Source organism: Thioalkalivibrio paradoxus ARh 1, assembly GCF_000227685.2.
Lineage (GTDB): Bacteria > Pseudomonadota > Gammaproteobacteria > Ectothiorhodospirales > Ectothiorhodospiraceae > Thioalkalivibrio > Thioalkalivibrio paradoxus.
The window spans coordinates 1,374,787-1,399,216 of sequence record NZ_CP007029.1 but is presented as its reverse complement, the minus strand read 5'-3'; the positions used below and the strand labels follow the sequence as shown (position 1 = coordinate 1,399,216).

At 67.0% G+C, this 24,430-nt stretch carries 25 protein-coding genes and 1 tRNA gene; 16 read left to right on the top strand and 10 right to left on the bottom strand.

The features are described 5' to 3' along the window. Positions 1-71 precede the first annotated feature (71 nt). The 3 genes from THITH_RS06520 (at position 72) to THITH_RS06510 (ending at position 3,009) form a co-directional block, all read left to right on the top strand. Entirely contained in the window at positions 72-398 is a 327-nt protein-coding gene (locus tag THITH_RS06520) for a hypothetical protein (protein ID WP_006748686.1), read from the top strand. 221 nt (positions 399-619) lie between these two features. Further along, a complete protein-coding gene (gene menA / locus THITH_RS06515; RefSeq protein ID WP_006748685.1) occupies positions 620-1,486 on the top strand; it encodes a 1,4-dihydroxy-2-naphthoate octaprenyltransferase in 867 nt (288 codons plus the stop codon). Then, positions 1,483-3,009, top strand: coding sequence for a DUF2867 domain-containing protein (locus THITH_RS06510; RefSeq protein WP_006748684.1), 1,527 nt, complete (start codon positions 1,483-1,485; stop codon positions 3,007-3,009). Before menA ends, THITH_RS06510 begins: the two co-directional genes overlap by 4 nt. On the opposite strand, the gene THITH_RS06505 is transcribed toward THITH_RS06510, so the two are convergent. Continuing rightward, positions 3,003-3,488: a Crp/Fnr family transcriptional regulator gene (locus tag THITH_RS06505; RefSeq protein WP_006748683.1), complete on the bottom strand. Its 486-nt coding sequence runs from the start codon at positions 3,486-3,488 to the stop codon at positions 3,003-3,005. The two genes, THITH_RS06510 and THITH_RS06505, sit on opposite strands and share 7 nt — an antisense overlap. 156 nt (positions 3,489-3,644) lie before the next feature. Between THITH_RS06505 and THITH_RS06500 the strand changes: the two genes are divergently transcribed. Then, positions 3,645-4,070, top strand: coding sequence for an SRPBCC family protein (locus tag THITH_RS06500; RefSeq protein WP_006748682.1), 426 nt, complete (start codon positions 3,645-3,647; stop codon positions 4,068-4,070). Positions 4,071-4,128: 58 nt separating this feature from the next. Beyond that, entirely contained in the window at positions 4,129-5,724 is a 1,596-nt protein-coding gene (locus tag THITH_RS06495; protein ID WP_006748681.1) for a thioredoxin family protein, read from the top strand. Positions 5,725-5,743: 19 nt separating this feature from the next. Here THITH_RS06495 and THITH_RS06490 read toward each other — a convergent pair whose 3' ends face one another. The 3 genes from THITH_RS06490 to THITH_RS06480 are packed head-to-tail and all read right to left on the bottom strand — an operon-like array spanning position 5,744 to position 7,654. Then, positions 5,744-5,995 (bottom strand): hypothetical protein, encoded by a 252-nt coding sequence (locus THITH_RS06490; protein ID WP_006748680.1) that lies wholly within the window; start codon positions 5,993-5,995, stop codon positions 5,744-5,746. Continuing rightward, a complete protein-coding gene (locus tag THITH_RS06485) occupies positions 5,992-6,792 on the bottom strand; it encodes a type III pantothenate kinase (protein ID WP_006748679.1) in 801 nt (266 codons plus the stop codon). Before THITH_RS06485 ends, THITH_RS06490 begins: the two co-directional genes overlap by 4 nt. Further along, the gene (locus tag THITH_RS06480; protein ID WP_084222632.1) at positions 6,785-7,654 is read right to left on the bottom strand and encodes a biotin--[acetyl-CoA-carboxylase] ligase; all 870 of its coding nucleotides are present in this window, start codon (positions 7,652-7,654) and stop codon (positions 6,785-6,787) included. Before THITH_RS06480 ends, THITH_RS06485 begins: the two co-directional genes overlap by 8 nt. Here THITH_RS06480 and THITH_RS06475 point away from each other — a divergent pair. Further along, complete coding sequence (locus THITH_RS06475; RefSeq protein ID WP_006748677.1) at positions 7,653-8,405, top strand: lytic transglycosylase domain-containing protein; 753 nt, start codon at positions 7,653-7,655, stop codon at positions 8,403-8,405. The genes THITH_RS06480 and THITH_RS06475 overlap by 2 nt on opposite strands. Before the next feature lie 27 nt (positions 8,406-8,432). On the opposite strand, the gene THITH_RS06470 is transcribed toward THITH_RS06475, so the two are convergent. Then, the gene (locus THITH_RS06470) at positions 8,433-8,687 is read right to left on the bottom strand and encodes a GlsB/YeaQ/YmgE family stress response membrane protein (protein ID WP_006748676.1); all 255 of its coding nucleotides are present in this window, start codon (positions 8,685-8,687) and stop codon (positions 8,433-8,435) included. Positions 8,688-8,741: 54 nt separating this feature from the next. Continuing rightward, positions 8,742-9,047, bottom strand: coding sequence for a DUF1840 domain-containing protein (locus THITH_RS06465; protein ID WP_006748675.1), 306 nt, complete (start codon positions 9,045-9,047; stop codon positions 8,742-8,744). Positions 9,048-9,234: 187 nt separating this feature from the next. Between THITH_RS06465 and THITH_RS06460 the strand changes: the two genes are divergently transcribed. After that, positions 9,235-9,708, top strand: a complete 474-nt coding sequence (locus THITH_RS06460) for an LEA type 2 family protein (protein WP_006748674.1) — start codon at positions 9,235-9,237, stop codon at positions 9,706-9,708. A gap of 271 nt (positions 9,709-9,979) precedes the next feature. Here THITH_RS06460 and THITH_RS06455 read toward each other — a convergent pair whose 3' ends face one another. Continuing rightward, on the bottom strand, positions 9,980-10,696 hold the full coding sequence (locus tag THITH_RS06455) for a hypothetical protein (RefSeq protein WP_006748673.1): 717 nt from the start codon (positions 10,694-10,696) through the stop codon (positions 9,980-9,982). Between the two features lie 529 nt (positions 10,697-11,225). Here THITH_RS06455 and THITH_RS06450 point away from each other — a divergent pair. The 7 genes from THITH_RS06450 (at position 11,226) to THITH_RS06420 (ending at position 18,567) form a co-directional block, all read left to right on the top strand. Then, a complete protein-coding gene (locus THITH_RS06450; protein WP_006748672.1) occupies positions 11,226-11,543 on the top strand; it encodes a hypothetical protein in 318 nt (105 codons plus the stop codon). Positions 11,544-11,608: 65 nt separating this feature from the next. After that, on the top strand, positions 11,609-11,899 hold the full coding sequence (locus tag THITH_RS06445; RefSeq protein ID WP_006748671.1) for a hypothetical protein: 291 nt from the start codon (positions 11,609-11,611) through the stop codon (positions 11,897-11,899). Positions 11,900-12,080: 181 nt separating this feature from the next. Further along, positions 12,081-12,395 carry a hypothetical protein gene (locus THITH_RS06440; RefSeq protein ID WP_006748670.1) on the top strand — a complete coding sequence of 105 codons (315 nt, stop codon included), beginning with the start codon at positions 12,081-12,083 and terminating at the stop codon, positions 12,393-12,395. A gap of 200 nt (positions 12,396-12,595) precedes the next feature. After that, on the top strand, positions 12,596-12,943 hold the full coding sequence (locus THITH_RS06435; protein WP_232222263.1) for a hypothetical protein: 348 nt from the start codon (positions 12,596-12,598) through the stop codon (positions 12,941-12,943). A gap of 159 nt (positions 12,944-13,102) precedes the next feature. Continuing rightward, positions 13,103-14,107 carry an ABC transporter substrate-binding protein gene (locus tag THITH_RS06430; RefSeq protein ID WP_006748668.1) on the top strand — a complete coding sequence of 335 codons (1,005 nt, stop codon included), beginning with the start codon at positions 13,103-13,105 and terminating at the stop codon, positions 14,105-14,107. Then, complete coding sequence (locus tag THITH_RS06425) at positions 14,097-17,609, top strand: EAL domain-containing protein (protein WP_006748667.1); 3,513 nt, start codon at positions 14,097-14,099, stop codon at positions 17,607-17,609. Before THITH_RS06430 ends, THITH_RS06425 begins: the two co-directional genes overlap by 11 nt. Position 17,610: 1 nt before the next feature. Beyond that, positions 17,611-18,567, top strand: a complete 957-nt coding sequence (locus THITH_RS06420; protein WP_006748666.1) for an isoaspartyl peptidase/L-asparaginase family protein — start codon at positions 17,611-17,613, stop codon at positions 18,565-18,567. A gap of 42 nt (positions 18,568-18,609) precedes the next feature. Here the strand turns inward: THITH_RS06420 and THITH_RS06415 are convergent, their stop codons facing one another. The 3 genes from THITH_RS06415 to THITH_RS06405 form a co-directional block, all read right to left on the bottom strand. Continuing rightward, the gene (locus THITH_RS06415; RefSeq protein ID WP_006748665.1) at positions 18,610-19,479 is read right to left on the bottom strand and encodes a hypothetical protein; all 870 of its coding nucleotides are present in this window, start codon (positions 19,477-19,479) and stop codon (positions 18,610-18,612) included. Positions 19,480-19,717: 238 nt separating this feature from the next. Beyond that, positions 19,718-20,539: a universal stress protein gene (locus THITH_RS06410; RefSeq protein WP_006748664.1), complete on the bottom strand. Its 822-nt coding sequence runs from the start codon at positions 20,537-20,539 to the stop codon at positions 19,718-19,720. Between the two features lie 612 nt (positions 20,540-21,151). Continuing rightward, positions 21,152-21,241, bottom strand: a tRNA-Ser gene (locus tag THITH_RS06405). 275 nt (positions 21,242-21,516) lie between these two features. Here THITH_RS06405 and THITH_RS06400 point away from each other — a divergent pair. Together THITH_RS06400 and THITH_RS06395 are read left to right on the top strand one after the other, a co-directional pair. Next, entirely contained in the window at positions 21,517-23,604 is a 2,088-nt protein-coding gene (locus tag THITH_RS06400) for a SulP family inorganic anion transporter (protein WP_006748663.1), read from the top strand. Between the two features lie 122 nt (positions 23,605-23,726). Further along, positions 23,727-24,407: a Bax inhibitor-1/YccA family protein gene (locus THITH_RS06395; RefSeq protein ID WP_006748662.1), complete on the top strand. Its 681-nt coding sequence runs from the start codon at positions 23,727-23,729 to the stop codon at positions 24,405-24,407. The last annotated feature ends 23 nt before the right edge of the window (positions 24,408-24,430 follow it).

The window sequence follows — 24,430 nt, the reverse complement described above, 5'->3', positions numbered from 1 at the left end:
TCTTGACCGGCAGCCGGGTCCGCCGTCACTCTGACACACTGCTGCAAGCGACACGGAGAACTCGTCAACCCATGGACCTGAATGTGATCATCGACGACCAGCTGTACACGCTGACCGTTCCGGACGAGATCGTGACCGGTGCCAGCGACTTCTTCGACCGGATGGACCGCGACATGGATGCGGGCTGCCAGATGGGGCGCGAGTGGGTGCGCCAGCCCGGGATCGAAGACCGCCTGCGCGTGGTGGGCGACCGGCTGCTGAGCGCGCTGGAACGGGAGAACCATGACGTGGGCCGCATGATGGCGGCCTACATCCTGAACCGGGCGCCGAGCGTCGATACCCTCTCGCTGGACACCACCGGCGAGATTCAGAACACCGAGATCCGCTACCGCGCCTGAAGCAGCCTGCCGCGGCCGCAAGCGCCGCCGGCGCGCGCATCGACACCGTTCCGATCGCGACCGGGCAGCGCCTGCCTGTGCCACTTGACCCACCCCTGCCGGCACCTTGACCATGGCTGCGGGGCCGGGGTCCATTGCCCGTCCTCCTTCGCAGCCAGCAAGCGGCGACTTGCTCGCCCTTCCGGCCTGCGGGGATCCGCTGCGTTGGACGCGAGGGCCTGGTGCACAAGACGACGATCTGGTGGCAAACCCTGCGGCCGCGTACGCTGCCGGCAGCGATCGGCCCGGTGGTGCTCGGACAGGCCCTGGTCGCCGCCGGGCATTTCTCATGGATCACCGCAGTACTCTGCGTGGTCTGCGCGGTTGCGCTGCAACTCGCGGTAAACATTGCGAACGACCTGTTCGACGGTCTCTCGGGCGTTGATCAGGCCGACCGTCTCGGGCCGGTACGAGCGTTGCAGGCGGGCCTGCTGAGCGCGGGCGAACTGCGCGCAGGGCTCATCGTCACCCTCGGCATCGCGGTCGCGACCGGGCTCTGGCTGATCGCGTTCGGGCACTGGCTGCTCTGGCTGCTCGGCGCTCTCGCGGTGCTGGCGGTGCTCGGCTACAGCGGGGGGCGGCGGCCTTACGCGAACCGCGCGCTGGGCGAGGTCGCGGTCTGGCTGTTCTTCGGTCCGGTGGCCGTGCTCGGCGGCTTGCTTGCCCAGCGCAGCCCGATCGCTCCCGAGGCCGTGTTCGCAGCCGCGCTGGTCGGTCTGCCGGTGGCGGCCATCCTGGTCGTGAACAACCTACGCGACCGGCATACCGACGCGCGCGCTGGCAAATACACCCTCGCGGTGCGTCTCGGGCCGGAAGGTACACGGTGGCTGTTCGCCGCGCTCACCCTGGGGCCCTTGCTCGCGTCGATACCAGTCGCCGCCGCGCTCTGGCCGTGGCTTGCATGGGGGCTCGCCCTGCTCGTCGCAGTGCATCTGAACCTGCGCCTGCGGCGTGCGGACGGCCGCGCACTGAACCCGCTGCTGGGCTACAGTGCCCTCTACTCGCTGGGTTATTCGCTATGGCTGATCCTTCGCTTCACGGCTCCGTGAAATCCACGCGGTTCGGCAGCTCGGCCCCGCTGACGCTGGTCTTCGGAGCATCCGGCTACATCGGCACCCACCTCGTGCCGCGCCTGCTGGCCGCGGGCATGCCCGTGCGCGCAGCGGCACGGTCGCTGGAGGTGCTGGAAGCGCGGGATTGGCCGGGCGTGGAACGCGTCGGCGCTGACGCGCTGCGGCCGGAGACGCTCGACCGGGCGCTTAAAGGCGTCGACACCGCCTACTACCTCGTCCATTCAATGGCCTCAGGCCGCCGTTTCGGGGCCATCGACGTCGAGGCCGCAGGACATTTCGCCGATGCCGCAGCCAAGGCCGGCGTCCGTCGCATCGTCTATCTCGGCGGCCTGGTGCCGCCGGCCGCCGACAGCCAGCACATCGTGTCCCGGCAACAGACCGGCGACGTGCTGCGTCTCGGGGCGGTTCCGGTCACGGAGATCCGCGCCGGCATCATCATCGGACCTGGATCGGCCGCGTTCGAGGTGATGCGCGACCTGGTTTTCCACCTCCCGGTGATGCTGACTCCACGCTGGGTCGACTCGAAATCGCCACCGATCGCACTCGACAACCTGCTCGAGTACCTGGTACGCGCCCCGGCACTCACCGAGACCGCCGGGCGAATCCTCGACGCAGCGGGACCCCAATACCTGAGCTATGCCGAGATGATGCGCATCCTCGCCGAAGAAGCCGGGCGGCGTCCGCCATGGATCATCCCCGTGCCGGTATTGACCCCGCGGCTGTCCGCCTGGTGGCTGCGGCTGGTCACCTCGGTGCCCACCCCGATCGCCCGCGCGCTGATCGAGGGCATGCGGCAGGATTTCGTCGCAGATGCCGACGAGATCCAACGGCTCATCCCGCTGCAACTGATGGACGTGCGTACCGCGGTACGCGCGGCGTTCGACGCCGAGCGCCGCCATACCGTGGCGGCTCGCTGGACCGAGGGCGCGTTCCAGTTCCGCGACTATCGCGCCGAGTACGCGTATTACGCCAAGCGCGCCGATGGCAGTGCGTTTGCGCGGGCGAAGCCCGAAGCCGTCTGGAGCGAACTCTGCAAGATCGGTGGACGCAACCGCTACTTCTACCTGAACGGCCTGTGGAGTATCCGGGAGACGCTCGACTGGATGCTTGGCGGTCCGGGGCTGAACCGGGGACGCCGGCATCCGCACGAGCTGCGGCTGGGAGATACCGTGGATTCCTGGCGCGTGATCGGGATCGAACCACCGCGGCGACTCACGCTGTTCTTCGGAATGAAGGCGCCGGGTTCCGGGGTGCTGGAATTCGAACTGACGCCCGAGGGCCCGGGTACCCGGATACGCGCCACCGCGTTCTGGCACCCCGCAGGGGTCTGGGGTCTACTCTACTGGTATGCGCTGGTGCCGGCCCACCTCGTGATCTTCTCCGGGATGACGCGTGCCATTGCCCGCCGGGCCGAACGACGGTCGCGGCAGCACGGCGCGGGAGACGTCGGCGGCCGGCGTCGCGGCCCACCGGGCGCCGGCCCCTGTGGCGGTCAGTAACGCCCGTGCTGGTGGGTAATGTAGTTCGACATCTCCACGAACTGGGCATTCATGCGATGCAGGATGTCATGGCCGACCTGAACAATGTTCTTCATCACTCGATACACCAGCCAGGGATCGCTGTCGACCAACGCCTCGAAATCCGCCCGGGTGAAGGTACACACGGTGGGCCGCCCCATCGCCCGCAGCGAGGCACTGTGCGGACGCCCGCCCACGAAGCCCATCTCGCCGGCCAGATCTCCGGCCTGCATCACATGCAGCGTCACCTCACCGCCGCCGCCGACGTTGCGGGTCACGGCCAGCCGGCCCGAGGTGATCACGCACAGGGTGTCGTCGGTTTCCCCCTCCTGGAAGAGTTTCTCGTTATCCTCGAGCCTGCGGCACAGGGAAATGCCTGCCAGCCGTTCCACCTGCTCGTCGGTAAGGCCGGCCGTCAGCCGTGAACTGCGCAGACTCGTGAAATTGTCGGTGTCGCCCATGTCGCCCCCTGGTGCGGTGATGCATCCGGCCACAGTATCCGATCCGGATACGCAGAGTTCAATGCCCAGGGGCCACGCCGCCGAGCGCCGCAGAAAGCCGCCCTGCGACCCCAGCGCCGCACGGTCCATTCAGGAATGCACACGGGAGGCCCGTTGATGCCCTCGATCGAAACCCGCGCCCTGTTGCCCGCAGACCCGGACACGGTATTCGGGATGATCCGCAAGGTCGAAGACTTTCCCCGCTATACCAGCGCGGTCGAGCGTGTGACCGCGATCGGGCCGGAACGCTATCACTGGGAGGTTCGTGTCAGCGGGGTCGTCTACGAATGGGATGTCGAGGTGATCCAGTGCGAGCCGCCCCGGCGCCTGGCTTGGCGGTCCCTGACCGGCATCGCCAATACCGGCCGCTACCGGCTGACGCCGGCGCCGGGAGGCACCGACGTCACACTGGTAATCGACTACAGCCTGAACAGCCGGTTGCTGGACCATACCGTCGGCCGGGTGGCTGGCCCGATCGTGCGCCGCATCAGCACGGAGGTCCTGCGCCGCGTGCACCGGCAACTGGCCTCCGGAGGGGCCTGAGCCGGGCAGGATCCCGCGTGCCCGGGGAATGCCCGGGCCGCGGAAACGTCCCAGCGGTATGAGAGCACGCAGACCACTCGCCACGCCCGGGCACACGACGACCGGGCAGAGCGCCTTCCCCCGCGCCACCACGGCCGCCGTGTGGCTGTTGCTCACGCTGTTGCTGGCCAGTCTGGCGGCGGCCGGCCGGGCCGCACTGCCGGAGGACGACTATCCGCGCGGTTCGCAGATCGGCTGGCAGTCGTTCGAACCCGCGCTGTTCACCCGGGCACGCGCCGAGAACCGACCGCTGTTTCTGTATTTCCACGGGCAGTGGTGCACCTGGTGCCGGGATTTCCAGGATGACAGTCTGGAACACCCGACCGTGGTCAAGGTCCTGGAACGCGACTACATTCCGGTGCTGATCGACCTGGACCGCCGCCGGGACCTCTTCACCCGCTACGGCGGCCGGGGGCTGCCATTCGTGGTGATCCTCGACGCGAACGAGGACGTGCGGGGCCGTTTTACCGGGCACGTGGGGCCGAACGACCTGGCCCGGGTACTTGCCGAACGGCGACTCCAGATCTCGGTTACCGGGCGCGAACTGACCCCGGACGACGAGCCGATCGACACGCTCGAAGGCTTTTTGGCCATGCTTGACGAGGTCTACGATCCCGATGCCGACCGACTGAGCGGCAGCGCGATGTTCGGCACCCTGAGCAAGCGTCCGCAGCCCTGGACCTACAGCGTCCTGCTGCATCAGGACGCCTGGCGCGAGCGCATGCCCGGATTGCTGGATCGCGCGGTCGCGGACCTGGGCGATCTCGAAGACGGTGGATTCTTCTTTTTCTACGACCCGGATCAGACCGACCCGGACCGCGCGCGCGAGACCTCCAAGCGCCTGGAGCAGAATGCCGCATTCCTGTGGCTGTTCTCCGACGCCTACGCCGTGTTTGGAAAGGAACGTTACCGGGCGGTCGTCGAGCGCAGCCTGGACTACCTGCAGCAGCACCTCTGGAACGCCGAGGAACGCCGGTTCTACACCAGCCAGTATTCGGACAACTTCTACTACGCCCAGCCTGCAGCGGTGCGCAGCAACCTGCCACCGCCTCCGGTGGACCGCACGACCTACGCGGACGCCTCGGGACAGGCGATCGCCGCGTTGCTGCGGGCGGCGCGTGCGCTGGACGACCCGGCGCTGGTCTCATGGGCGCGCGAGGCGCTGGAAGGGCTGGACGAACACCTGCGCTCGGGCGACGGGTACCTGCATGCATTGCCCGACGAGGGCCCCGCCGAACTCGAAGGCTACCTCCCCGCACAGGTCTGGCCGGGCATCGCCTGGCATTTGTACCGCGGCATGAACGCCGGCGCGGACGACACGCGCGAACAGGACATCCTCGCCGGGATCGCCGCGTTCCTGGATCCCGAACTCGGGGGCTACCGCGAACGCATCGGCAGCGAGCTCGATCCGTGGGTGGAAGTTCGCACCCAGGCCGCGCTGGCCTGGTGGCTGGCCGGGCTGCCGGACGAGATGGTTACGGCCGCCGGGATCGAGCCGGACCGGGTCCATGCGCAGCTGCGCCTGGTGCCGGGCGCCGATCCGGACGACGCCGCATTGGGGTTCTGGGCCCTGGACCGTGTTTCTCCCGCGCCTGCGGTAACGCCAGCGGACTGATCCTCGGCGCCGCCGCCGTTCACCGGGCGTCGACGACGCCCGGCCCGGCGCGGGCAGTGCCGGTTTCGCCCGTCTCCGGCGGCGTAACCGGATCCGGTGCCGGGTCTGCCGGATCCAGCTCGGAATCGAGCAGTTCCAGGATCACCGCGTCCGGAAAGACCTCGATCGGCGGCACATTGGAATATGGATCGGGCATATCGCTCCGATACAGGCTGAACGCGAAATAGAGCAGGTTCAGCGACACCAGCAGAAGCAGCACCCAGCGCATCATCGCTGCCCCCCGGTGCCGACGCCCGACCAGCAGGCATACAACCAGAGACCGTCGAGCACGAGGTCGGGCTCGACCCGCACCGCAGGCCCCAGGGACTCGGCCAGCCAGGGTGCGTCGCCTCCAGTCAGCCACCACTGCGCGCCGGCACCGGCCGCGGTCTCTGCGGCGGCGCCCAGGCGTTCAACAGCACCCTCCAGCCCGAGCATCCAGCCCCGTTCCAGCGCGGCCGCCGTGCCATGGCCCGGCGCCCCCGCATCGGCTGCCGCGTCTCGCTGCGCCGGGCCCGACAGCGTCGTGGCGATCTGCTCGCGCAGCGTTCCGGGCAGCAGGCGCGTCACCGCGGACCACCCGGGCCTCAGCCCCGGCGCGATGTACCCGCCCAGGTGTCGCCCATCCGCGCCGAGGACGTCGACGGTCAGCGCGGTGCCTGCATCGATCACCACGGCCGGCTCGCGCCCGCGGGCCAGCACGCCCAGCAGCGCGCAGAATCGGTCGGCACCCAATTGCCGGTGGTCATAGTCCAGTCGCAACCCTGCTGGCCCATGGGGTTCCGCGCGCACGTACTGTACGGGCACCGGCGCAAAGCGCGGTCGAACCCAGGCAAGCAGCGCCTGCGCCCGTTCGGCAGGTCCGACATGGGAGATCCAGATGCGATCCGGCGCCAGGGACGGCAACTCGGGCCGCGGCGAGGATCCCGGCCAGGCACTGCCGCCGCGGGCCAGGATTTCGCCGGAATCGGAGCGCACCTGCCACTTCAACCGACTGCTTCCCAGATCGAGCAACCAGGTATTAGCCATCGGCGACCACCCGGACCGAGACATCGCCGGAATACAGCCGACTGCGCCGCCCGGCCCGCTCCAGCAGCAGCGCTCCGTCCCGAACTTCGATGCCGACGACCCTGCCCTCCTCGCCGCTGTCCGCGACCCGGACCCTGCGACCGGCGAGGTGGTCCATCCGCGCATATTCCTGCACGAAGGGAGCCAGGCCCGATTGCGCGAAACCGTCCCAGGCGTCGGCGAGCGCGCACAGGATCGACGCCAGCAGACCCGACACAGGGACCCCGGGGGCACCCGAGAACTGGCTTAGATTCGCGACCGGCCGGTCGACTCCCAGTGCTGCGGCATCCGCAAGGTTCAGGCCGACCCCCACCACGATCGCCGCTGCCCGTTCTGCAGAGGGGTTCCTCGCCTCGACCAGGATGCCGCCCAGCTTGGCGCCTGCGGGCGTCACCAGGTCATTGGGCCATTTCAATTCGAAGCCGCTTACCCCGCAGGCCGCGAGTCCCCGGGCCAGCCCCACGCCGGCAGCGAGCGCGAGTGCGGGGTTCGGCCGCTCGCGGGGCCGTAACGCGCGGGCAACCGAGAAGGTCAGGCTCGCTCGCCCGGCCGAAACCCAGGCACGTCCCCGCCGCCCGCGCCCGGCCGTCTGGTGCTGCGCGACGCAGACCTGGAACCGGTCGGGGACCAGGACCGGGCTGTCCAGAAGCCAGCGATTGGTCGAGTCTACCGATGGCAGCAGTTCGACCCCGCCCCAGCGCCGCGGACAGGCTTCTTCCAGCCGGATCGCCAGGTCGGCCAAGGCCGGCACCCCTGCGACTGGTGAATCTTCAACCACGAAACGGTAATATTGTGAACTGAGCCACAAAAGAGCGTCCGGCATGACCCTGATCCGATTTCTGCTCCTCGGGCTGATCGCCTGGGCGCCTATTGCGGGGGCCCAGCTGTATACCTATGTCGACGCACATGGCACGCGAGTGTACACCGACCGGCCGCCATCGGGCGTGAGTTACCGGCAGGTTTCCGTTCCCGGATCGGCTGCCGCGCGCTCGAGCAGCCAGCTCTTCGTGTACCAGGGGGCCGACGGCAAGCGGCTGGTCACCAATCAGCGCCAGCAGGACCATGCCCTGACGCTGATCGCGACCTATGGCCGTCCGACTGCCAGCGTGCGCTGCCGTCTCAGGGCCGAAGACGTGATGCCGGTCGGTTCGGGTCCGTACGACGACATCATCGTGCAGGAGGCGGCTGCCCGGGAACTCGACCCGCTGCTGGTGAAATCCGTGATCTGGGTCGAGTCCTGCTTCGACCCGAAGGCGGTGTCGCCGGTCGGCGCGCACGGACTGATGCAGCTGATGCCGGCGACGGCGGGGGAACTCGGCGTGACCGACCGCTTCGACCCGGCGCAGAACATCCGGGGGGGCGTAACCTACCTGTCCCAGATGCTCGACCGCTTCGATCAGCAGCTGGACCTGGCGCTGGCCGCATACAACGCCGGCCCCGGGGCGGTTGAGCGGTACAACGGGATTCCACCGTTTCGCGAGACGCGCAACTACGTCGAGCGCGTCAATACACACTACCGGCTGCATGTCGCGCAGTCCGAAGCGGAGTCGACTGCACAAGCCACGACGGATTGACGCTTTGCGGGTTCGCGGAGCCCGGGTTCAACGCCGGGTCACGAGCCGCAGGATCGAAAGCAGGATCACCGCGCCGAGAGTGGCCGTCAGGAACAGGCTCCCCAGCCCGCCGGTAACGGCGATCCCGAGCGCGCCGACCACCCAGCCGCCCAGCAGCGCCCCGAGGATCCCGACCACGACATTGATCACGATTCCCTGTCCCCCGCCATGGACCAGGATGCCGGCCACCCACCCCGCCAGGCCACCGACCACCAGGATCACCGCCAGCTGTGTCAGGCTCATCCGTCGTCTCCGTTGTTGGTGTTGCTTTCCGGGATCGCCGACCGACGCGCCGCCCTATCGATCCCACATCACGTAGTCCTGGGCGCCGGCCGCAGCCTCGAGCAACTCGATCAATGGCAACGCGCGGTGCGCGAGGCTGACCCGATCCTCGTCGTCCGCATCCGGACGGGGCTTCGCAACGGTCCGGAGCCGCTCTTCCTCGATCGACCGGCGCAACCGCTCCAGCGCTTCGGGGACGTCTTCCGCCGCGATCGCACCGGGCACCGTCGGCATATGCCCCATCCGTTCGATGAGGGTCTGCGCCACATCGCCGAACATCGTGATATCGGCGTAGGCGGGCGTATGAAAGGTCAGCAGCATCGCAAGGTTCCGGCAGATCGGGCCTGCCCGAAGCATACCCGAATTGTCCCGAATCCCGCCCGCCGATTCCGGATCCGCAGCGACGCTCCGCGACGCAGAAAGGTTGCAGGGGTTCCAGCAATGTTTCAAAGTCGGGCATTCGCAGGCTGCCGATTGCGGCGCGGCCTTCAACCCGGAGAGTCCAGCGATGCTTCCTTCCCGACGCCTGTTTCTGTTTGCCGCGACCGCGGCCCTTGCGGCAGGTTGCGCCGGCGTACGTCCCGGATACGAACAGCCCTCGCTGATGCTCGACTCGTTCCGGGCCGTACCCTCGGAGGGCCTGTCGCCGCGCTTTGCCATCGGCCTGCGAGTGGTGAACCCCAACCCCTCGGCACTGCCGTTACGCGGAATGAGCTACAACGTCGAATTCGAAGGACACCGGTTGATCACGGGCGTCGCCGGGGACCTGTCGAGCGTGCCAGCCTACGGGGAGTCTGTGATCGAGGTCCAGGCCGGCCTTGATCTGCTCAGCGGCGTGCGACTGTTCAACGACCTGCTGAGCGATCCGCACCGCGAGCGTTTCCGCTACAACCTGCGCGCACGGCTCGACACCGGTGGCCTGCGGCGATTCCTGACGCTGGAAGAAGCGGGCGAACTCTCGCTTGCGGCCCTCGGGCGCTAACTGTCATGGCCAGCGGCCACCCCCGATGATGAAAGACGCGTAGGGCGGAAAAGGCCGAAGGCCGTCATCCGCCATCCAGCGCCGGGGTTGCCGCAGGCGCCGGGCAGGCGCGAACGCCGAGCGGCGGATGACGCTGCGCTTTTCCGCCCTACAGGTCACCCCGGACGCGCGCCGCGGGTTCTTTCACGTTAACCGGAAAGCCGCATCCGGTTCCGTTCCTCTCCCGGCAGCTTGGGGGGGGCCCGCCGCCGGTAGGCCGCAGCCGCTGCCGTCAGCGCATGAACGGCATCATGATGCTCTCGGGACGCGTGAACCGGTTCATGTCGTGCGCCATGCGGCTCATATCCTGCCCCATCCGACCCATGCTCTGGTTCATCGCACCCATGTTCTGGTTCATGTGGGTCATCTGCTTCGTCATTTCGGTCATGCTGTCGTTCATCTCGACGACGCTCGGGGTCATCAGCGCCATGTCCTTCTGCACCATGTCCAGGGAAGCCGTCATGCCGGTGATGTTGCCGTCGAGGTTCGCGACGCTCGACTGCATCGCGTGGATCACGCCGACCAGGGTCGAGATCTCGCCCGTCATCGTCGCGATGTTGCTGGAGAGCTGGGCGATGTTGTCGGACATCGCGAGCATGTTCTGCTCCATTTGCGGATCCACGGCACGGGACATCCGGGCCATGTCGCCGGTCAGGTTGTAGATCAGGTAGAACCCGGACAGCACCAAGACACCCATGATCAGCATCGACGGGTACACCATGCGCTCCCATCTACGTACACTGCCTTCGAACGCGCGGAAGAAATTACTCAGCGCGATCTCCAGCTTCACCATCGCCTTCTGCTCCGGCGACAGATTCTGGTATTCGGGGGAGAAGGTTCGTGGGTCTTTCTCAAACATCCCTAAGATCGCCTCGAGGTCGGTTTCGGTGCCGGTGACTGCATGGGCCTCCCAATCGAGAGCCGTAGTGCCCTGACAGCGCTCGCGCACGACCCTCCGCCGCGCACCTGAACCCGCCGATACCCCATGCGGCGAACGGGCGACCGGCCGGGGTCGGCACGCCGCACCTGGGGAACCCACGGCCCTGCCCGGGCAATCTAGACGCTCGGGTGCCTACCGTCAACGCAGGCGGCGGTGGCGCCACCCCGCTCCCGGCTTGATCGTGCATTGAACGCACCGGTCGGGGGACGCCGTATTCCGCCCCCCCAGAACCCGCAACGCAGGCCCCGCCGGCTTGGCAGACGCCCCACTCGCTGTCGTCCAGACGCCGCCCTTTCGGGCTGCAGCACCGAATGTGAACTCGTGCACATAGCCCGTTCGGGCGTTCAGTGGTTGTTCAGATCCCCCGGATAGTCTGGCCTCGACGACGGGAAAGCGACGCATCCCGAACGTCACCGGGAACCGGGATGCCGGACCCGGAACGGCTGGAAGGATTTGCCCGATGATGACGCAGAGATCCCATCGGCGAATCCCGACGGCACAACCACAATACGCTGTACCAACCAATGAGGATCATCACATGAAAAACCACGCCAAGCTCCTGTCCCTGGCCATCGCCGCCGCCCTTCTCGCCTTCGGTGGTACTGCCTCGGCACAAACCAATTTCAACACGACCATCCAGGAGGGGCATATCAACACCAACGATACCCATCAGACGGGGCGGTACAACGACAACGCGACCTACCAGGAAGGCCGCGACAATGCCAACCGCACCCACCAGCGCGGCACCGAGAACTGGAACCAGACCGGGCAGTTCGGCCGGTTCAACTACAACGAGACGCGCCAGACCGGCGTTGCCAACCGTAGCAGCCTCACCCGCGGCCGGGGTCGCGACTGAACCGTGCGACGGTGCCCGACTCCGGGCACCGGCATCTTCCCGAACACCACCGGAGGCCTCCAACGATGAAAGGCATTCTGATCTCCAGCGGGCTCGCCCTGCTGCTGGCCGCACCGACCGCATTCGGCGACACGCCGCGCGAACGTAGCCATGGGCCCTGCTTCAACGTGACTGTCCAGGGCGACCGGGTCAACGATGCCCGGATACGGCAGGACTGCGACATGAACTTCAGCCGAACCGTGCAGGCTGGGCAGCACAACTCGGTAGAAACGGTCCAGACGGGGCGGATTAACGACAACAAGGTGCGCCAATACCAGCACGACTGGACGAGGATCCGGCAACCGTCGGGGCGCTAGCAGCCTATCGGACTTGGGCTGCTAGTTCCGGCCATGGCGCGGGCCATCGGATACGGTGGTTCCGTGCCACCGGCTGCCCTGCACTTGGCACCCGTCCAGATGCCCCAGACGCAGGAGGCGCCAGGGGTTCGCTACTGGAAACCAATCACCATTTTGCATCCCGATTGCCGAGGTACCCCCGATGCGCAAACCGACCGCCCCAACCCGCCTGATCCTGATCCTGGCACTTCTTCCAGCCGTACTCGCCACCGCCTCCGCGCGCGACAACACCAACACCACCGTCCAGACCGGACAGGTCAACATCAACCGTACGGTGCAGTGCGGCGACAGCAATGACAACACGACCCACCAGGACGGACGCATCAACATCAATCAGACCGTCCAGGGCGGGTGCGGCGGCAAGGGCCATGCCTACGGCCGTTCCGGCGACACCCAGCGCGGGCAAGCGGCTCGGCGCACCGGCCACCCGGCCGCCGTCTCCCGGGCGCACCGGTGAACCGCCCCCCGGCTCGTCCCCGGGCCGACTGCACCACCGATGGCCGAGAGGCCGGAGCTCCCTGGATCCGGCCGCGGCCGATGCACCGGTTTCCGGGCAGTGTCGCCCAGACGACCGGCGTGACCCGTTCGCACACGAGAGGAAATCCGATGAACCACCGAAACCAGGCTAGCAGCGCTCCGCTCGTCGGACCAGCGCTCATGATTGCCGCGATACTGGCAGCGGCCAGCGCGAATGCGGGCTGCGCCACAGCCGACGTGCAAACACCCAGCGGCTCGACGACGGTCATCCACCATCATGGCTCCAGTCGGTACATCACCGAGTCGCGAGTGATCCGTTACCCGGACGGACACAAGGTCATCACCCGCGATGGCCACAACACCGACATCACCGTACAACGCAACACCACCGGCCCGTCTCTTGGCGGCCGAAGCCGCTTCGACCGTGCTCCGGACGACGGTCGTTTCCGCAGCACCGAACCCAGCGATACCCGCGAGGCCTTCCGGCAACGCATGCTGGAGCGGATGAGCGGCCAGCCGATCCGATGACCGCGCCGGCGATGCCACTGGCAACGGGGATCGGCGCGCTCGCGAACCGCCCGGACCCGGGCTTCCGGAAACGTTGGAAAAAGCGGTACAGTGAGCAGGGTATCGGGCCGCAGATCCACGGCGCCCGGAACGTCCAACAGCCCGAGCAAAGAAGCCACGATGATCTGGAAGGGGCACGCGCAGGCGTCGGTGAACCATCAGCGCCGAACTCTGATCGCAGCCTCGGCCGCGGGTCTGTTCCTTTCGATCCTACCGTCGGGCTGCGGGCGCCGTGATCCGCTGACCATCGCTGCACACACCTGGATCGGCTATGAACCGATGTTCATGGCGCGCGACATGGGGTTCGTGCAGCACGCCGGAGTATCGCTGGTCGAGACGGGGTCGGCGACCGAGTCGCTCGAGGCACTGGCGACCGGCAAGGTTCACGGCGCCGCCCTGACCCTCGACGAAGTCCTGAGGGCGCGGGCCGAGGGGCAACCGCTCACGGCGGTGCTGGTATTCAATGTGTCCATCGGTGCCGATGCGGTGCTCGCACGGCCAGGCATCGAGTCGCTGGCCGACCTCAGAGACAAGCGCATCGGTGCCGAGCGCTCGGCGCTTGGAGCCTTGGTCCTCCACATGCTGCTCGACGCCGCCGGACTGCCGCGGTCAGCGGTCGAGGTCGTGCCGATGACGTACGACCACCACCTCGAGGCCTGGCACTCGGGCGAAATCGATGCATTGATCACCTTCGAGCCCATCGTCAGTCAACTGCGAAGCGAAGGCGCCGACGTAATCTTCGACAGCCGGCAGATCCCGGATACGATCTTCGACGTGCTGGCCGTGCACGAAAGCCGGCTGTCCCGCGTACAGCGAAGTGCGTTGCGGGAACTGATCCGCGGCCATTTCGAGGCGTTGGCCCACCTTCGGCGCAACCGGGACGATGCGTCGTTCCGCATGGCCGCCCGGATGGGGGTTCCGGCCCGGCACGTGCTGGACGGGATGCGCGGTCTTGAACTGCCCAACCGGCTCGCGAACGAACGCTACCTTTCGGGACGCAATCCACGCATGGCGCAGGCGGCCGCCACCCTGTCCGACATCATGGTCGAATCGGGGCTCCTGCCCGAAGCCTCCGACTTACAGGATCTGTTCACAGCCGCTTATCTCCCCCAGCATGAGCGCTAGACCGCGCCTGCACTGGCTCGGGCTCGCGTTATTGCTCTTGCTCAACCCGGCCCTGCCCCAATCCCACGGCGAGGAAACACTGGTGCTCGGCGTCTTCGCGTATCGGCCAGTGGAGGTGGTCGAACAAGCGTACGGACCCCTCGCGGACTACCTGGAACAGCAACTGCCAGGACACCGCGTGGAAATACGCGTGCTCGACCGGGAGCAACTGGACGAGGCCGTTCGGCTGCACCAGCTCGATCTGCTGCTGACCAATCCGGTCCACTTCGAGCTGCTGCGCCAATACCACTCGCTGGCAGGCGCCATCGCCACAGTGATTCGACAGCACCGGGGAGAGCCGGTGGCGTTGCTGGGCGGAACCGTGATCGCGCTTCAGACCCGGGACGACATCACCAGCCTGCACGATCTCCGGGACCGAACCGTGGCCGTGCCGGGAACCGACTTTCTCGGCGGTTATCAGGCGATTCAGCGCGAGTTGATCGCCGAAGGGATGCCGATACCGGGCGCCTTTTCGAACGTGGTCGAACTGCCTGACCACGACCACGTGGTGCATGCCGTGCTCGAGGGTCGCGCCGACGCGGGGTTCCTCCGTAGCGGCGTGCTGGAGCGCCTGCAGGAAACGGGAGTTCCGGGGATCGACCGCCTGCGCGTGATCCGGCGTCAGGATCTTCCCGGGTTCCCGTTTGCGGTCTCGACGCGGCTGTACCCGGAATGGCCGGTGGTCGCGTTGCCACATCTCGACGAGCGCCTGCTCACCGATCTCAGCATCGCGCTGTTGTCGCTGCGTCCGGAACATCGGGCAGCCCAGGCGGCCGGCCTGTATGGGTTCAAGGTTCCTTCTGACTACCACGTGGTCGACGAACTGCTGCGCGAACTGGGTCTGCCCCCCTACGACCGTCCTCCGGCCATTACGCTGGACGACCTCTGGCGACAGCACCAGCTGCTGGTCATCACCGGAGCGGCTGCGGCCGCAGTCGTGCTCGCACTGCTGGTGCTGGCCTGGATCCAGAACCTGCGGCTGCGCGAACAGCGCCGGCGCACCGAAGCCGGCAGCCTCCTGCTGCGCAAGACCACCGCGCAGATCCCGGGCATGGTCTATCAGTTCCAGATGCTGCCCGACGGAACCCCGCGTTTCCGCTATCTCAGCGCCGGTGCCCGGGCGCTGTTCGGGCGCGACCCCGAGTCCGTGCTCCGGGACGCCGAGCTGGTGGTCTCCCTGATCCACCCCGAGGATCGCGCCCGGTTCGTCGAGTCCCTGCAGCGGTCGGCCCGCGATCTGACCGATTGGCACGAGGAATTGCGCGTCCGGCATCCGGACCGAGGCCTGATCTGGGTCGAGACCCACTCGACGCCCGAACGCCTGCCGGACGGAGGCACGCTATGGCATGGGTACCTGAGCGATGTCACCCAGCGGCGGGCCATTCAGGACGCGCTGCGCCGAAGCGAGGCGCTGCTGCGCACGACCGGACACATCGCCGGGGTCGGCGGCTGGGAATACGACCTCGCGAACGAGACGCTGGTGTGGACACCCGAAATGCCCCGGATCCTGGGCCTCCCGGACGACCATCGGCCCACCTTGGACGAGACGACGCGCCATTGCCATCCGCAGAATCGAGCAGAGCTGGAACGGCTTCTGCACGACGCGATGACCCGCGGGGATGCCTATGATCGGGAATTCCGCTGGATTACCGCGGACGGTGAAACGATCTGGGCACGCACGATCTGTGTCCCGGAACAGTCAGCAGGCCGGGTGACCCGGCTCAACGGCGTGTTCCAGGACATCACCGACCGCAAGGAAGCCGAAGACGCGCTGCGCCGTTCCGCCATGGTATTCGAAAACACGCGCGACGGCGTGACCATTACCGACTCGCAAGCGATCATCATCGCAGTCAATCGAGCGTTCAGTCAGATCACGGGTTACCCCGCCTCGGAAGCGCTGGGCAAGAGCCCGGCGATACTGCAGAGCGGCTACCAGGACAAGGCCTTTTATCGCCACATGTGGCAGCAGCTGCTCGAAACGGGCCACTGGCAGGGGGAAATCCGCAACCGCCGACGGGATGGGAAGATCTACCCGGTACTGCTCACCATCGACGCCGTCCCTGGTGCGGACGGTTCGCCGGAGTTCTACGTCGGCGTGTTTACCGATCTCGCCGAGTTGCGGGAAAGCCAGCGACGCGTGGAGTATCTGGCCCACCATGACTCACTGACTGGGCTCGCCAACCGGACGCTGCTCGAGTCCCGGCTGACCAGGATCGCCGAACGGATCCAGCAGCACGGCGGTCATGCCGCCGTGCTATTGATCGACATCGACGGATTCAAGCACGTGAACGACAGTCTCGGGCTGTCGATGGGGGATCGGCTGCTGGTGCTGGTCGCCGAACGGCTCAAGGAACGCTTGCCCAAGGGCCATGACCTCGCGCGTACCGGTGGCGACGAGTTCGTGATTCTGATGGCATCGGTCGACCGGCCCGAACATGCGGCCGCGATCGCCGGCGACACACTCGCGTGGCTACGGGAACCGATTCGCCTGGATCAGAGCCGCGAGGTTTTCGTGACCGCCAGCATCGGCATCAGCCTGTGTCCGGAGGATGGAACCGATCCGGAGGCTCTGCTGCGAAATGCCGACTCGGCGATGTTCAAGGCCAAGGAACTGGGCCGCAATACCTTCCAGTTCTATACCGAGGCGCTCACACAGGCAGCGGTCCGCCGGCTGTCGCTGGAGACGCGGCTGCGCCGCGCGGTAAAGAGCGATGAGTTCGTGCTGCACTACCAGCCCCAGGTGCGAATTTCCGATGGCCGTGTCGTCGGCGTGGAAGCCCTGCTGCGCTGGCAGGATCCCGACCTCGGGCTCATTCCCCCGGACGAGTTCATTCCCGTTGCGGAGGAAACCGGTCTGATCACCCAGGTGGGAGAATGGGTGTTGCGTACCGCCTGCCGCCAGATGCGGCAATGGCTTGCCGACCGAAATGGCCCGGACACAGTGGCGGTAAACCTTTCGCCACGGCAGTTCCAGCTGCAAGACATGCCGGCACTGGTCGGCAGCATCCTGCAATCGACCGGTTTGGCAGGCCGACACCTCGACCTGGAGATCACCGAGACGGCACTGATGGAACAAGGCCCGGACGCGGCCCGCATTCTGCATGACCTGAAAGCGCTCGGCGTCCGCATCTCGATCGACGACTTCGGCACGGGCTATTCTTCGCTCGCCTACCTGCAGCAATTCCCGGTCGACAAGCTGAAAATCGACCAGAGCTTCGTACAGAAGATACCCGACACGTTGGGGGCCGCCGAAATTGCGGCGACCATCATCGCGATGGGGCGCAACCTCGGTCTGGGGGTCGTCGCCGAAGGCGTGGAAACCGCTGCACAGCTGGAGTTCCTGCGCAATCAGGACTGTGGTTTCTACCAGGGATACCTGGCCAACCGACCGGTTCGCGCGCAAGAACTTCGGGAGTGGCTGGCGGCCCGAACCGAATCCGCGATCGGGATCCCGGCCGGCTGACATGGCAGCGGGAGCCCCTCCGGCCAATCGTCGGCCGACCCCGACCTACTCGCTGATGGTGCATGGCGGCGCGGGCACGCTATCACGAGCCGACCGAGATCCACGGTTCGCCGCAGCCCTGCAGGAAGGCATCCGGGCCGCCCTCGAACTCGGCAGGGGGATCCTCGCGCGTGGCGGGAGCGCGATCGACACGGTCGAAGCCTGTGCAGCATGTCTGGAGGACGATGCCCTGTTCAACGCCGGTCGCGGGTCGGCGCTGAACGAAGACGGCCGAGTCGAATGCGATGCCGGGATCATGGACGGGCGTGTGCTGGCTGCAGGAGCGGTGGCCGCGGTTCGTGGCATTGCCAACCCGATCCGGCTGGCACGCAAGCTGATGGACGATGGCGAGCACGTGCTTCTGGCGGGGGATGGTGCGCTGCGCTTCGCACAACGCTGCGGCATCCTGACCCGCCCGGATGGGTACTTCGTTACCGGTGTGCGCCAGCAGGAACTGCAGCGGGCTCGGGCCCGCGGCCGTTCCTCAGGGCATCCGCCTGGGGATCCATCGCCTCAGGGAACCATCGGTGCCATCGCCCGGGACCGGTACGGCCATCTGGCCGCTGCTACGTCGACTGGGGGCACCGTGAACAAGCGTCTGGGCCGGGTCGGGGACTCGCCGATCGTGGGCGCAGGTTTCTATGCGGACGACGCCACCTGCGCGGTTTCGGCGACCGGCCACGGCGAGGATCTCCTGCGCGGCCTGATCGCCGGAACCATCGCGGCGGCGATCGAGTTCCGTGGCCTCGACGCGGCTGCCGCGGTCGAGTTTGGCATCCGCCGGCTGCGTGCAAGATTCGCCGGCCAGGGTGGCGTGATCTGCATCGACGCCCATGGCCGCTGCGCCGCCGGCACGACCACCCCGCACCTGGTCCACGGCTGGATCGAACACGGCGGCGACGCGGTCTGTGCGCTGTGAAAGCCGGCGGGCTGGGTCGTCACCGAAAACGACTCCTCGCCGTCACAGCCTTTGCTGCTGTCTCCACTCGCGCTGTTTCTGGTCGAGGTAGCGGTCGCGGTCCAGTTCGCGCAGCTGCTCCGGGTACCGTTCGCTCAGCTCGAACCAGCGTTCGAGGCGCGCCTGCAGGCGCCGTACTTGCGGCTCATCCCGGGTTTCCAGGTAGGCTTTCAGACCGAGGTGGAAACGCATCACGTTGCGCTCGATCATCCCACGCAGGCCGCGTACCGGCTCCCCGTCGTCGTCCAGGCTGAAACCGATGCGATGCCGCCCTCCGGTCGCGAAATAAACCCGCAGCGCAAAGCGCGCCAGCGCCCCGATTTCCACCGAGTACCGGAGCTGCACCAGCGTCTCGTCCGCATGAAGCGGAAACGCCTCGAGCTGCATCCGGAAATTGCGGGTACCATGAGGACCCCGGGCGCCACCGACCGACACCTCGAAGTGATCATCGTCGACGCGGATGGCCTCGAACCGCAGTTGCAGCGCCGTGGCCTCATCGGGCGGCTCAAAAAACCGGCGCCCCAGATATAGCTGTAGCGTCGATGTGTCGTCGACACCCTCGTCGTGGGTACAGGCCTTGACGTTCGGGTGCAGAAACGTGATCTCACACCAGCTCGCTGCCGATCCGAGCGCACCGGAGACCTGTTCCAAGCCGTGCGGCACCAGTGCATGAACTTGCCCCAGGATCTCCCGGTTGCCCTCGGTGGACACGAGCTTGATGCTCCCTGGGAGCGGCGAGCGCTCGATGCGCTCGAGCATCTCCGCATGCCGTGCCTGCGGCGCCAATTCCTGCCCGAGCACGACCGTCGCCGACAACAAGGGCACGACCAGCAGCAGGGCGGCCCACTGTCGAATGTTCCCCTTATGCTTCATCACAGCCTGACCGGCATTGGTACAACGCTCGCCACCAGTCCCACAAAGGAACAACGTTTGGTGAGTAGGATTGCCATACCTCCCCCGCTGGCATCCGGCCGGATACAGCTCCCAGGGCGCGGCTACTCGCCGCACCCCTGCGTTTGCGGCGCCTGTGCCGGTTCCGGTACCCGCGCCCGAAGTCGGTGCAGCCGGGTACCGGCCTCCAGCCGAGCATCCGACCCCGGCCCGACCTTCGTCAGCCGTTGTCGGGTACCACCAGCGTCAGGCGCCGCGCCTGCTGGCAGACGGCCTCCGCGGTGCTGCCCAGCAGCCGCTCCGCCAACAAACTGTGGCCGCGCCGCCCGAGAATCACCAGATCCACATCGTGTTCCTGCGCCACCCGCGCGATCTCCGCCGAGGGCCGGCCGCGGCCCAGCAGTTCCGCATCGAAATCGTGCTTCCCGGCCCGTTCGGCCAACGCCGACACATGGTCCTCGATCGCCTGGCGCTCCGCGGCATACTCGCGCTGGTCCACCCAGCCGCCGACCGAAACCACCACCGCGCTGTCACAGTGCCGAAGCAATTCCAGAAAGACGGCTTCGGCGCCACCGGCGGCCGGCGAACCATCGGTCGCCAGCAGCAATCGCGAGACCGGGACCGCCGGCAGCTCCACCGAGGGGTCGGTCGGTGCCAGCAGCACCGGACGGTCGGCCCCGCGGATAAGGTCCTGAGCCGTGCATCCCAACAGCAGATCATCCAGGGTGCGGTGGCCGTGCGCACCGGCCAGAATCACGCCAGCGCCCCGCTCCTGTGCCACGCGCACGAGTTCTTCGACCACGGGCCCGGTTCCAACCACCGTGTCCAACTCGAAGCCCTTGCCTTGCAGTGTCGCCGCGGCCTCATCAAGCTGCTTCGCCGCCCCCTCGTCCCTCTCGGCTTCCTCTTCGTCCCGCGCCCCCCCGCGCACATGGACCAGAGTCAGCCGGTTGCAACCCAGTGACCGCAGCCGTTCCGGCTGCGTCTGCAGCCGCTGCCATGCCGGAGAGAAATCCACTGCCACCAGGATATGTTCGAACATGCGTTCCTCCAGACCTACTCGGCAGGGCCAGCGCCGCCAGCCCTGGGCATTCGCGATCCAGGCGCGGATGCCGTGCATTCCCCCTTATTTATAGCGTGAAAGAACCCGCGTCGCGTCCCGGGTGTCCCGTAGGGCGGAATAGCGCAGCGTCATCCGCCGTACGGCGTTCGCAGTGCCCAGGCGCCCGCGGCAACCCGGGCGCCGGATGGCGGATGATGGCCTTCGGCCTCTTCCGCCCTACGCCTCTTTCATCATCGGGGGTGGCCGCTGGCCATGACAGTTAGCTTCCGAAATCACCCGGCGCGCCCTGTGGAGTCGCCCCCAGCCTGCTGGTCGGTAACGATTCCGCTCGGAACGCAGCGCCCGTTTTTCTCGCGACACAGCACTGCGTCGCCGACGTGCCCGCAGCGGAGACGCTGTCCCGCCTGCGGGCGCTGAACCTCGAGCGATCAAGCCGCCGGGAGTCACTGGCGGCGCGATCGTCGGGCGCTGCTTGAGCTCGCCGCCAGCCCGGCATCGCATGCCCCTGCTGGCCGGCCGCTCTTCCGTTGCCGGGCCGTTGGTGGGAGCAATGAACGAGTAGCGCTCAATCGACTGTTTTCCAAGATGTGCTGGCGGAGAAGGTGGGATTCGAACCCACGAGGGACTTTCGCCCCTGCCGGTTTTCAAGACCGGTGCATTCAACCGCTCTGCCACTTCTCCACAGGATCCCTATTCTCGGGAGTGCCCTGCCGTTTGGCAATCGTTGATCCCGGCAATTCATTGCAAGCGCGCTATGCTTCGCATCATTATTTCCCATTGGAGTCATGGGTCTGGGGACCGATATACTTCCGCGGCCATTCATTGACCCTGGGTTATGCGTCCAGATTGGGAACGCCAGCCCCGACACCGCCCTGACACTCGGCGCTGACGGGCCGAACGCTGGAACCCTCAGCCCGCCGGGCCTGGCGGGCCCCGGCTCGGAGTGAACACCGCCGATGAATCCGCTTCTGCTGCGTTTCTTCCCGTTCATGCGCTGGCAACGGCCGAATCAGGACACCCTGAAGGCCGACCTGTCCGCGGGCATCGCGGTTGCGCTGGTGCTGGTGCCTCAGTCCATGGCCTACGCACAGCTGGCCGGGCTCCCGCCGGTGTACGGGCTGTACGCATCGCTGCTGCCGGTGGTGCTGGCCGCGCTCTGGGGCTCGTCGAACCAGCTGGCCACGGGCCCGGTGGCGGTGGTGTCGTTGCTAACTGCCACCGCGCTGATCCCGCTCGCCTCCCCCGGTTCCGGCGAGTTCATCGTGCTGGCGATCGCCCTGGCGTTCCTGGTCGGGCTCATCCAGTTATCGATGGGCGTGCTGAAAATGGGGGCGCTGGTCAGCTTCATCTCGCACCCGGTGATCGTGGGCTTCACCAACGCGGCGGCACTGATCATCGGCCTGTCCCAGCTGAACAAGCTGCTGGGCGTGCCGATCGACACCAGCGGGCACTTCCTGGTTGGGCTGTTCGGCATGCTCGCGGAGATCGGCCGGCTGCACTGGCCGACACTTGCGTTCGGCCTGGGGGCGATCGCGATCATGGTCGGGCTGAAGCGGATCATGCCGAAGGTGCCGGCGGTGCTCGCGGCGGTGGTGATCACCACATTGCTGAGCTGGATGGTCGGTTTCGAACGCAAGGCCGAGGTGTCGGTCGCGCAGATCGCACCCGAAGCCGCCGCCCAGCAGATCGAATCCTGGCGGCAACTGCAGGATCGGAAAGGCGCGATCGACCGCGAGATCCGCGAACGCGAGGCGGCGATCGAACGCGCCGAGCCCCGCGACGCCGTTGAACTGCGCTACGAAGCGGATCTGCTTCGGATCGAGGCCGAGCAGGTCCGGAACGAGTTCGACCAGGTGCGCCGCTCGCTACGCGACGTCCGCTTCCGGATGGTGACCGCCACCGACGAACAACCCCTGCGTTTCGTCACCGACGAAGCGCTGGAACCCGAACAGCAGACGGACGGACGCTCCTGGCGCGTCGACGGTGTCGACGGCGAATCGGTGCAGATGAACGCGGGCGGCCGGGTCGTGGGCGACATCCCCGCGGGCCTGCCCACATTCGCGGTTCCGGATCTCAGTTTCACCACCGTCGCGGCGCTGTTCACCGCCGCGTTCGTGATCGCGCTGGTCGGATTCACCGAAGCGATCGCGATCGCCCGGGCAATCGCCGGCCGCACCGGGCAGCGCCTGAACCCGAACCAGGAACTGATCGGCCAGGGACTCGGCAACCTCGCGGGCAGCTTCACGCAAGCCTATCCGGTCAGCGGCTCGTTCTCGCGCTCAGCGGTGAACCTGAACGCCGGGGCACGTACCGGCCTGTCATCGGTGTTCACGGCGCTGCTGATCGTGCTAGTGCTGTTGTTCCTGACACCGCTGTTCTACCACCTGCCCGAGGCGGTGCTGGCGGCGATCATCATGATGGCGGTGATCGGCCTGATCAACTTCAAGGCGATCCACCACGCCTGGCTCGCCAGCCGACACGACGGCGCGGCCGCGATCGTGACCTTCGTCGCGACGCTCGCGGTCGCGCCGCAGCTGGATATCGGAATCCTCATCGGCGTCGGGCTCGCGGTCGCGCTGTTCCTGTACCGCAGCATGCGCCCCCGCGTCTCCGAACTCGCGCGCTATTCCGACGGGACATTGCGCGAAGCCCAGCGCTACGGGCTCAAGGCCAGCGAGGATATCGGCCTGCTGCGTTTCGACCGCTCGCTGTATTTCGCCAACGTGCCGTACTTCGAGGACGCAGTGCTGGAACTGGCTGCGCGGCACCCCAACGCGAAATACCTGGTGGTGGTCACCAAGGGCATCAACGAGATCGACGCTTCGGGGGAAGAGGTCATTCACTCGCTGGTCGACCGACTGAAGGCCCGGGGCGTCACGCTGGTGTTCGCCGGCCTGAAGGCGCAGGTGCTGGAGGTGATGGAGCGCACGGGGCTGGACGAGGTGATCGGCAAGGAGAACATCTTCCGCTCGACCGATGCCTCCATCGCCGCGGTCCAGGCACGCGTGGCGGCCGAGAAGGAAACGGAACAGGCCAAGGACTGACGCAGCGCGCTGCCGGCCGGGAACCCCGATCACCAACCACGATCGAAAGCGGGCAGGCTGCATGCCGCGCAGCCTGCCGCTACACTGTGCTCCGTCTGTCGTCTCAACAGGAGAAACCATCCGTGTCCGAACAACGCCTCGCCCACGCGCGTACCGGCACCACGTCGGTTACCGAAACCATCCGCACCAATAAAGTCATCCGCAGTACCTACCTGCTGCTGTCGCTGACCCTGGCCTTCAGTGCGGTCACCGCCTTCGTGGCCATGGCGATCAACGCGCCCCCGGTGCACTGGATCGTGATGATCGCGGTGCTGATCGGCGGCCCGTTTGCGATCCATGCCGTGCGCAACTCCGCTTGGGCATTGCTGCTGACCTTCGCGTTCACGGGCCTGCTGGGCTTCTTTCTCGGTCCGATCCTGACCGCCTACCTCGGCCTGCCGAATGGCCCCCAGATCGTCGGCAACGCCCTCGCGACGACCGCCGTCGCGTTCGTCGCGCTGTCCGGCTATGCGCTCGCCACCCGCAAGGACTTCAGCTTCCTGGGCGGCTTCCTGATCGTGGGCCTGGTGCTCGCGCTGGTCGCCATCGTCGCGAACATCTTCCTCGCGATCCCGGCGTTGTCGCTGGCGATCTCGGCCGCGGTCGTGCTGCTGCTGTCGGCAGCAATCCTGTTCGACACCAGCCGGATGATCCACGATCCGGACGCGAACTACATCGTGATGACGGTGTCTCTGTACGCCAACCTGTATGTGATGTTCCTGCATCTGCTGAACCTGTTCCATGCCTTCACCGGCGACAACTGAGCCGGCACGCCCTACGGTACAGG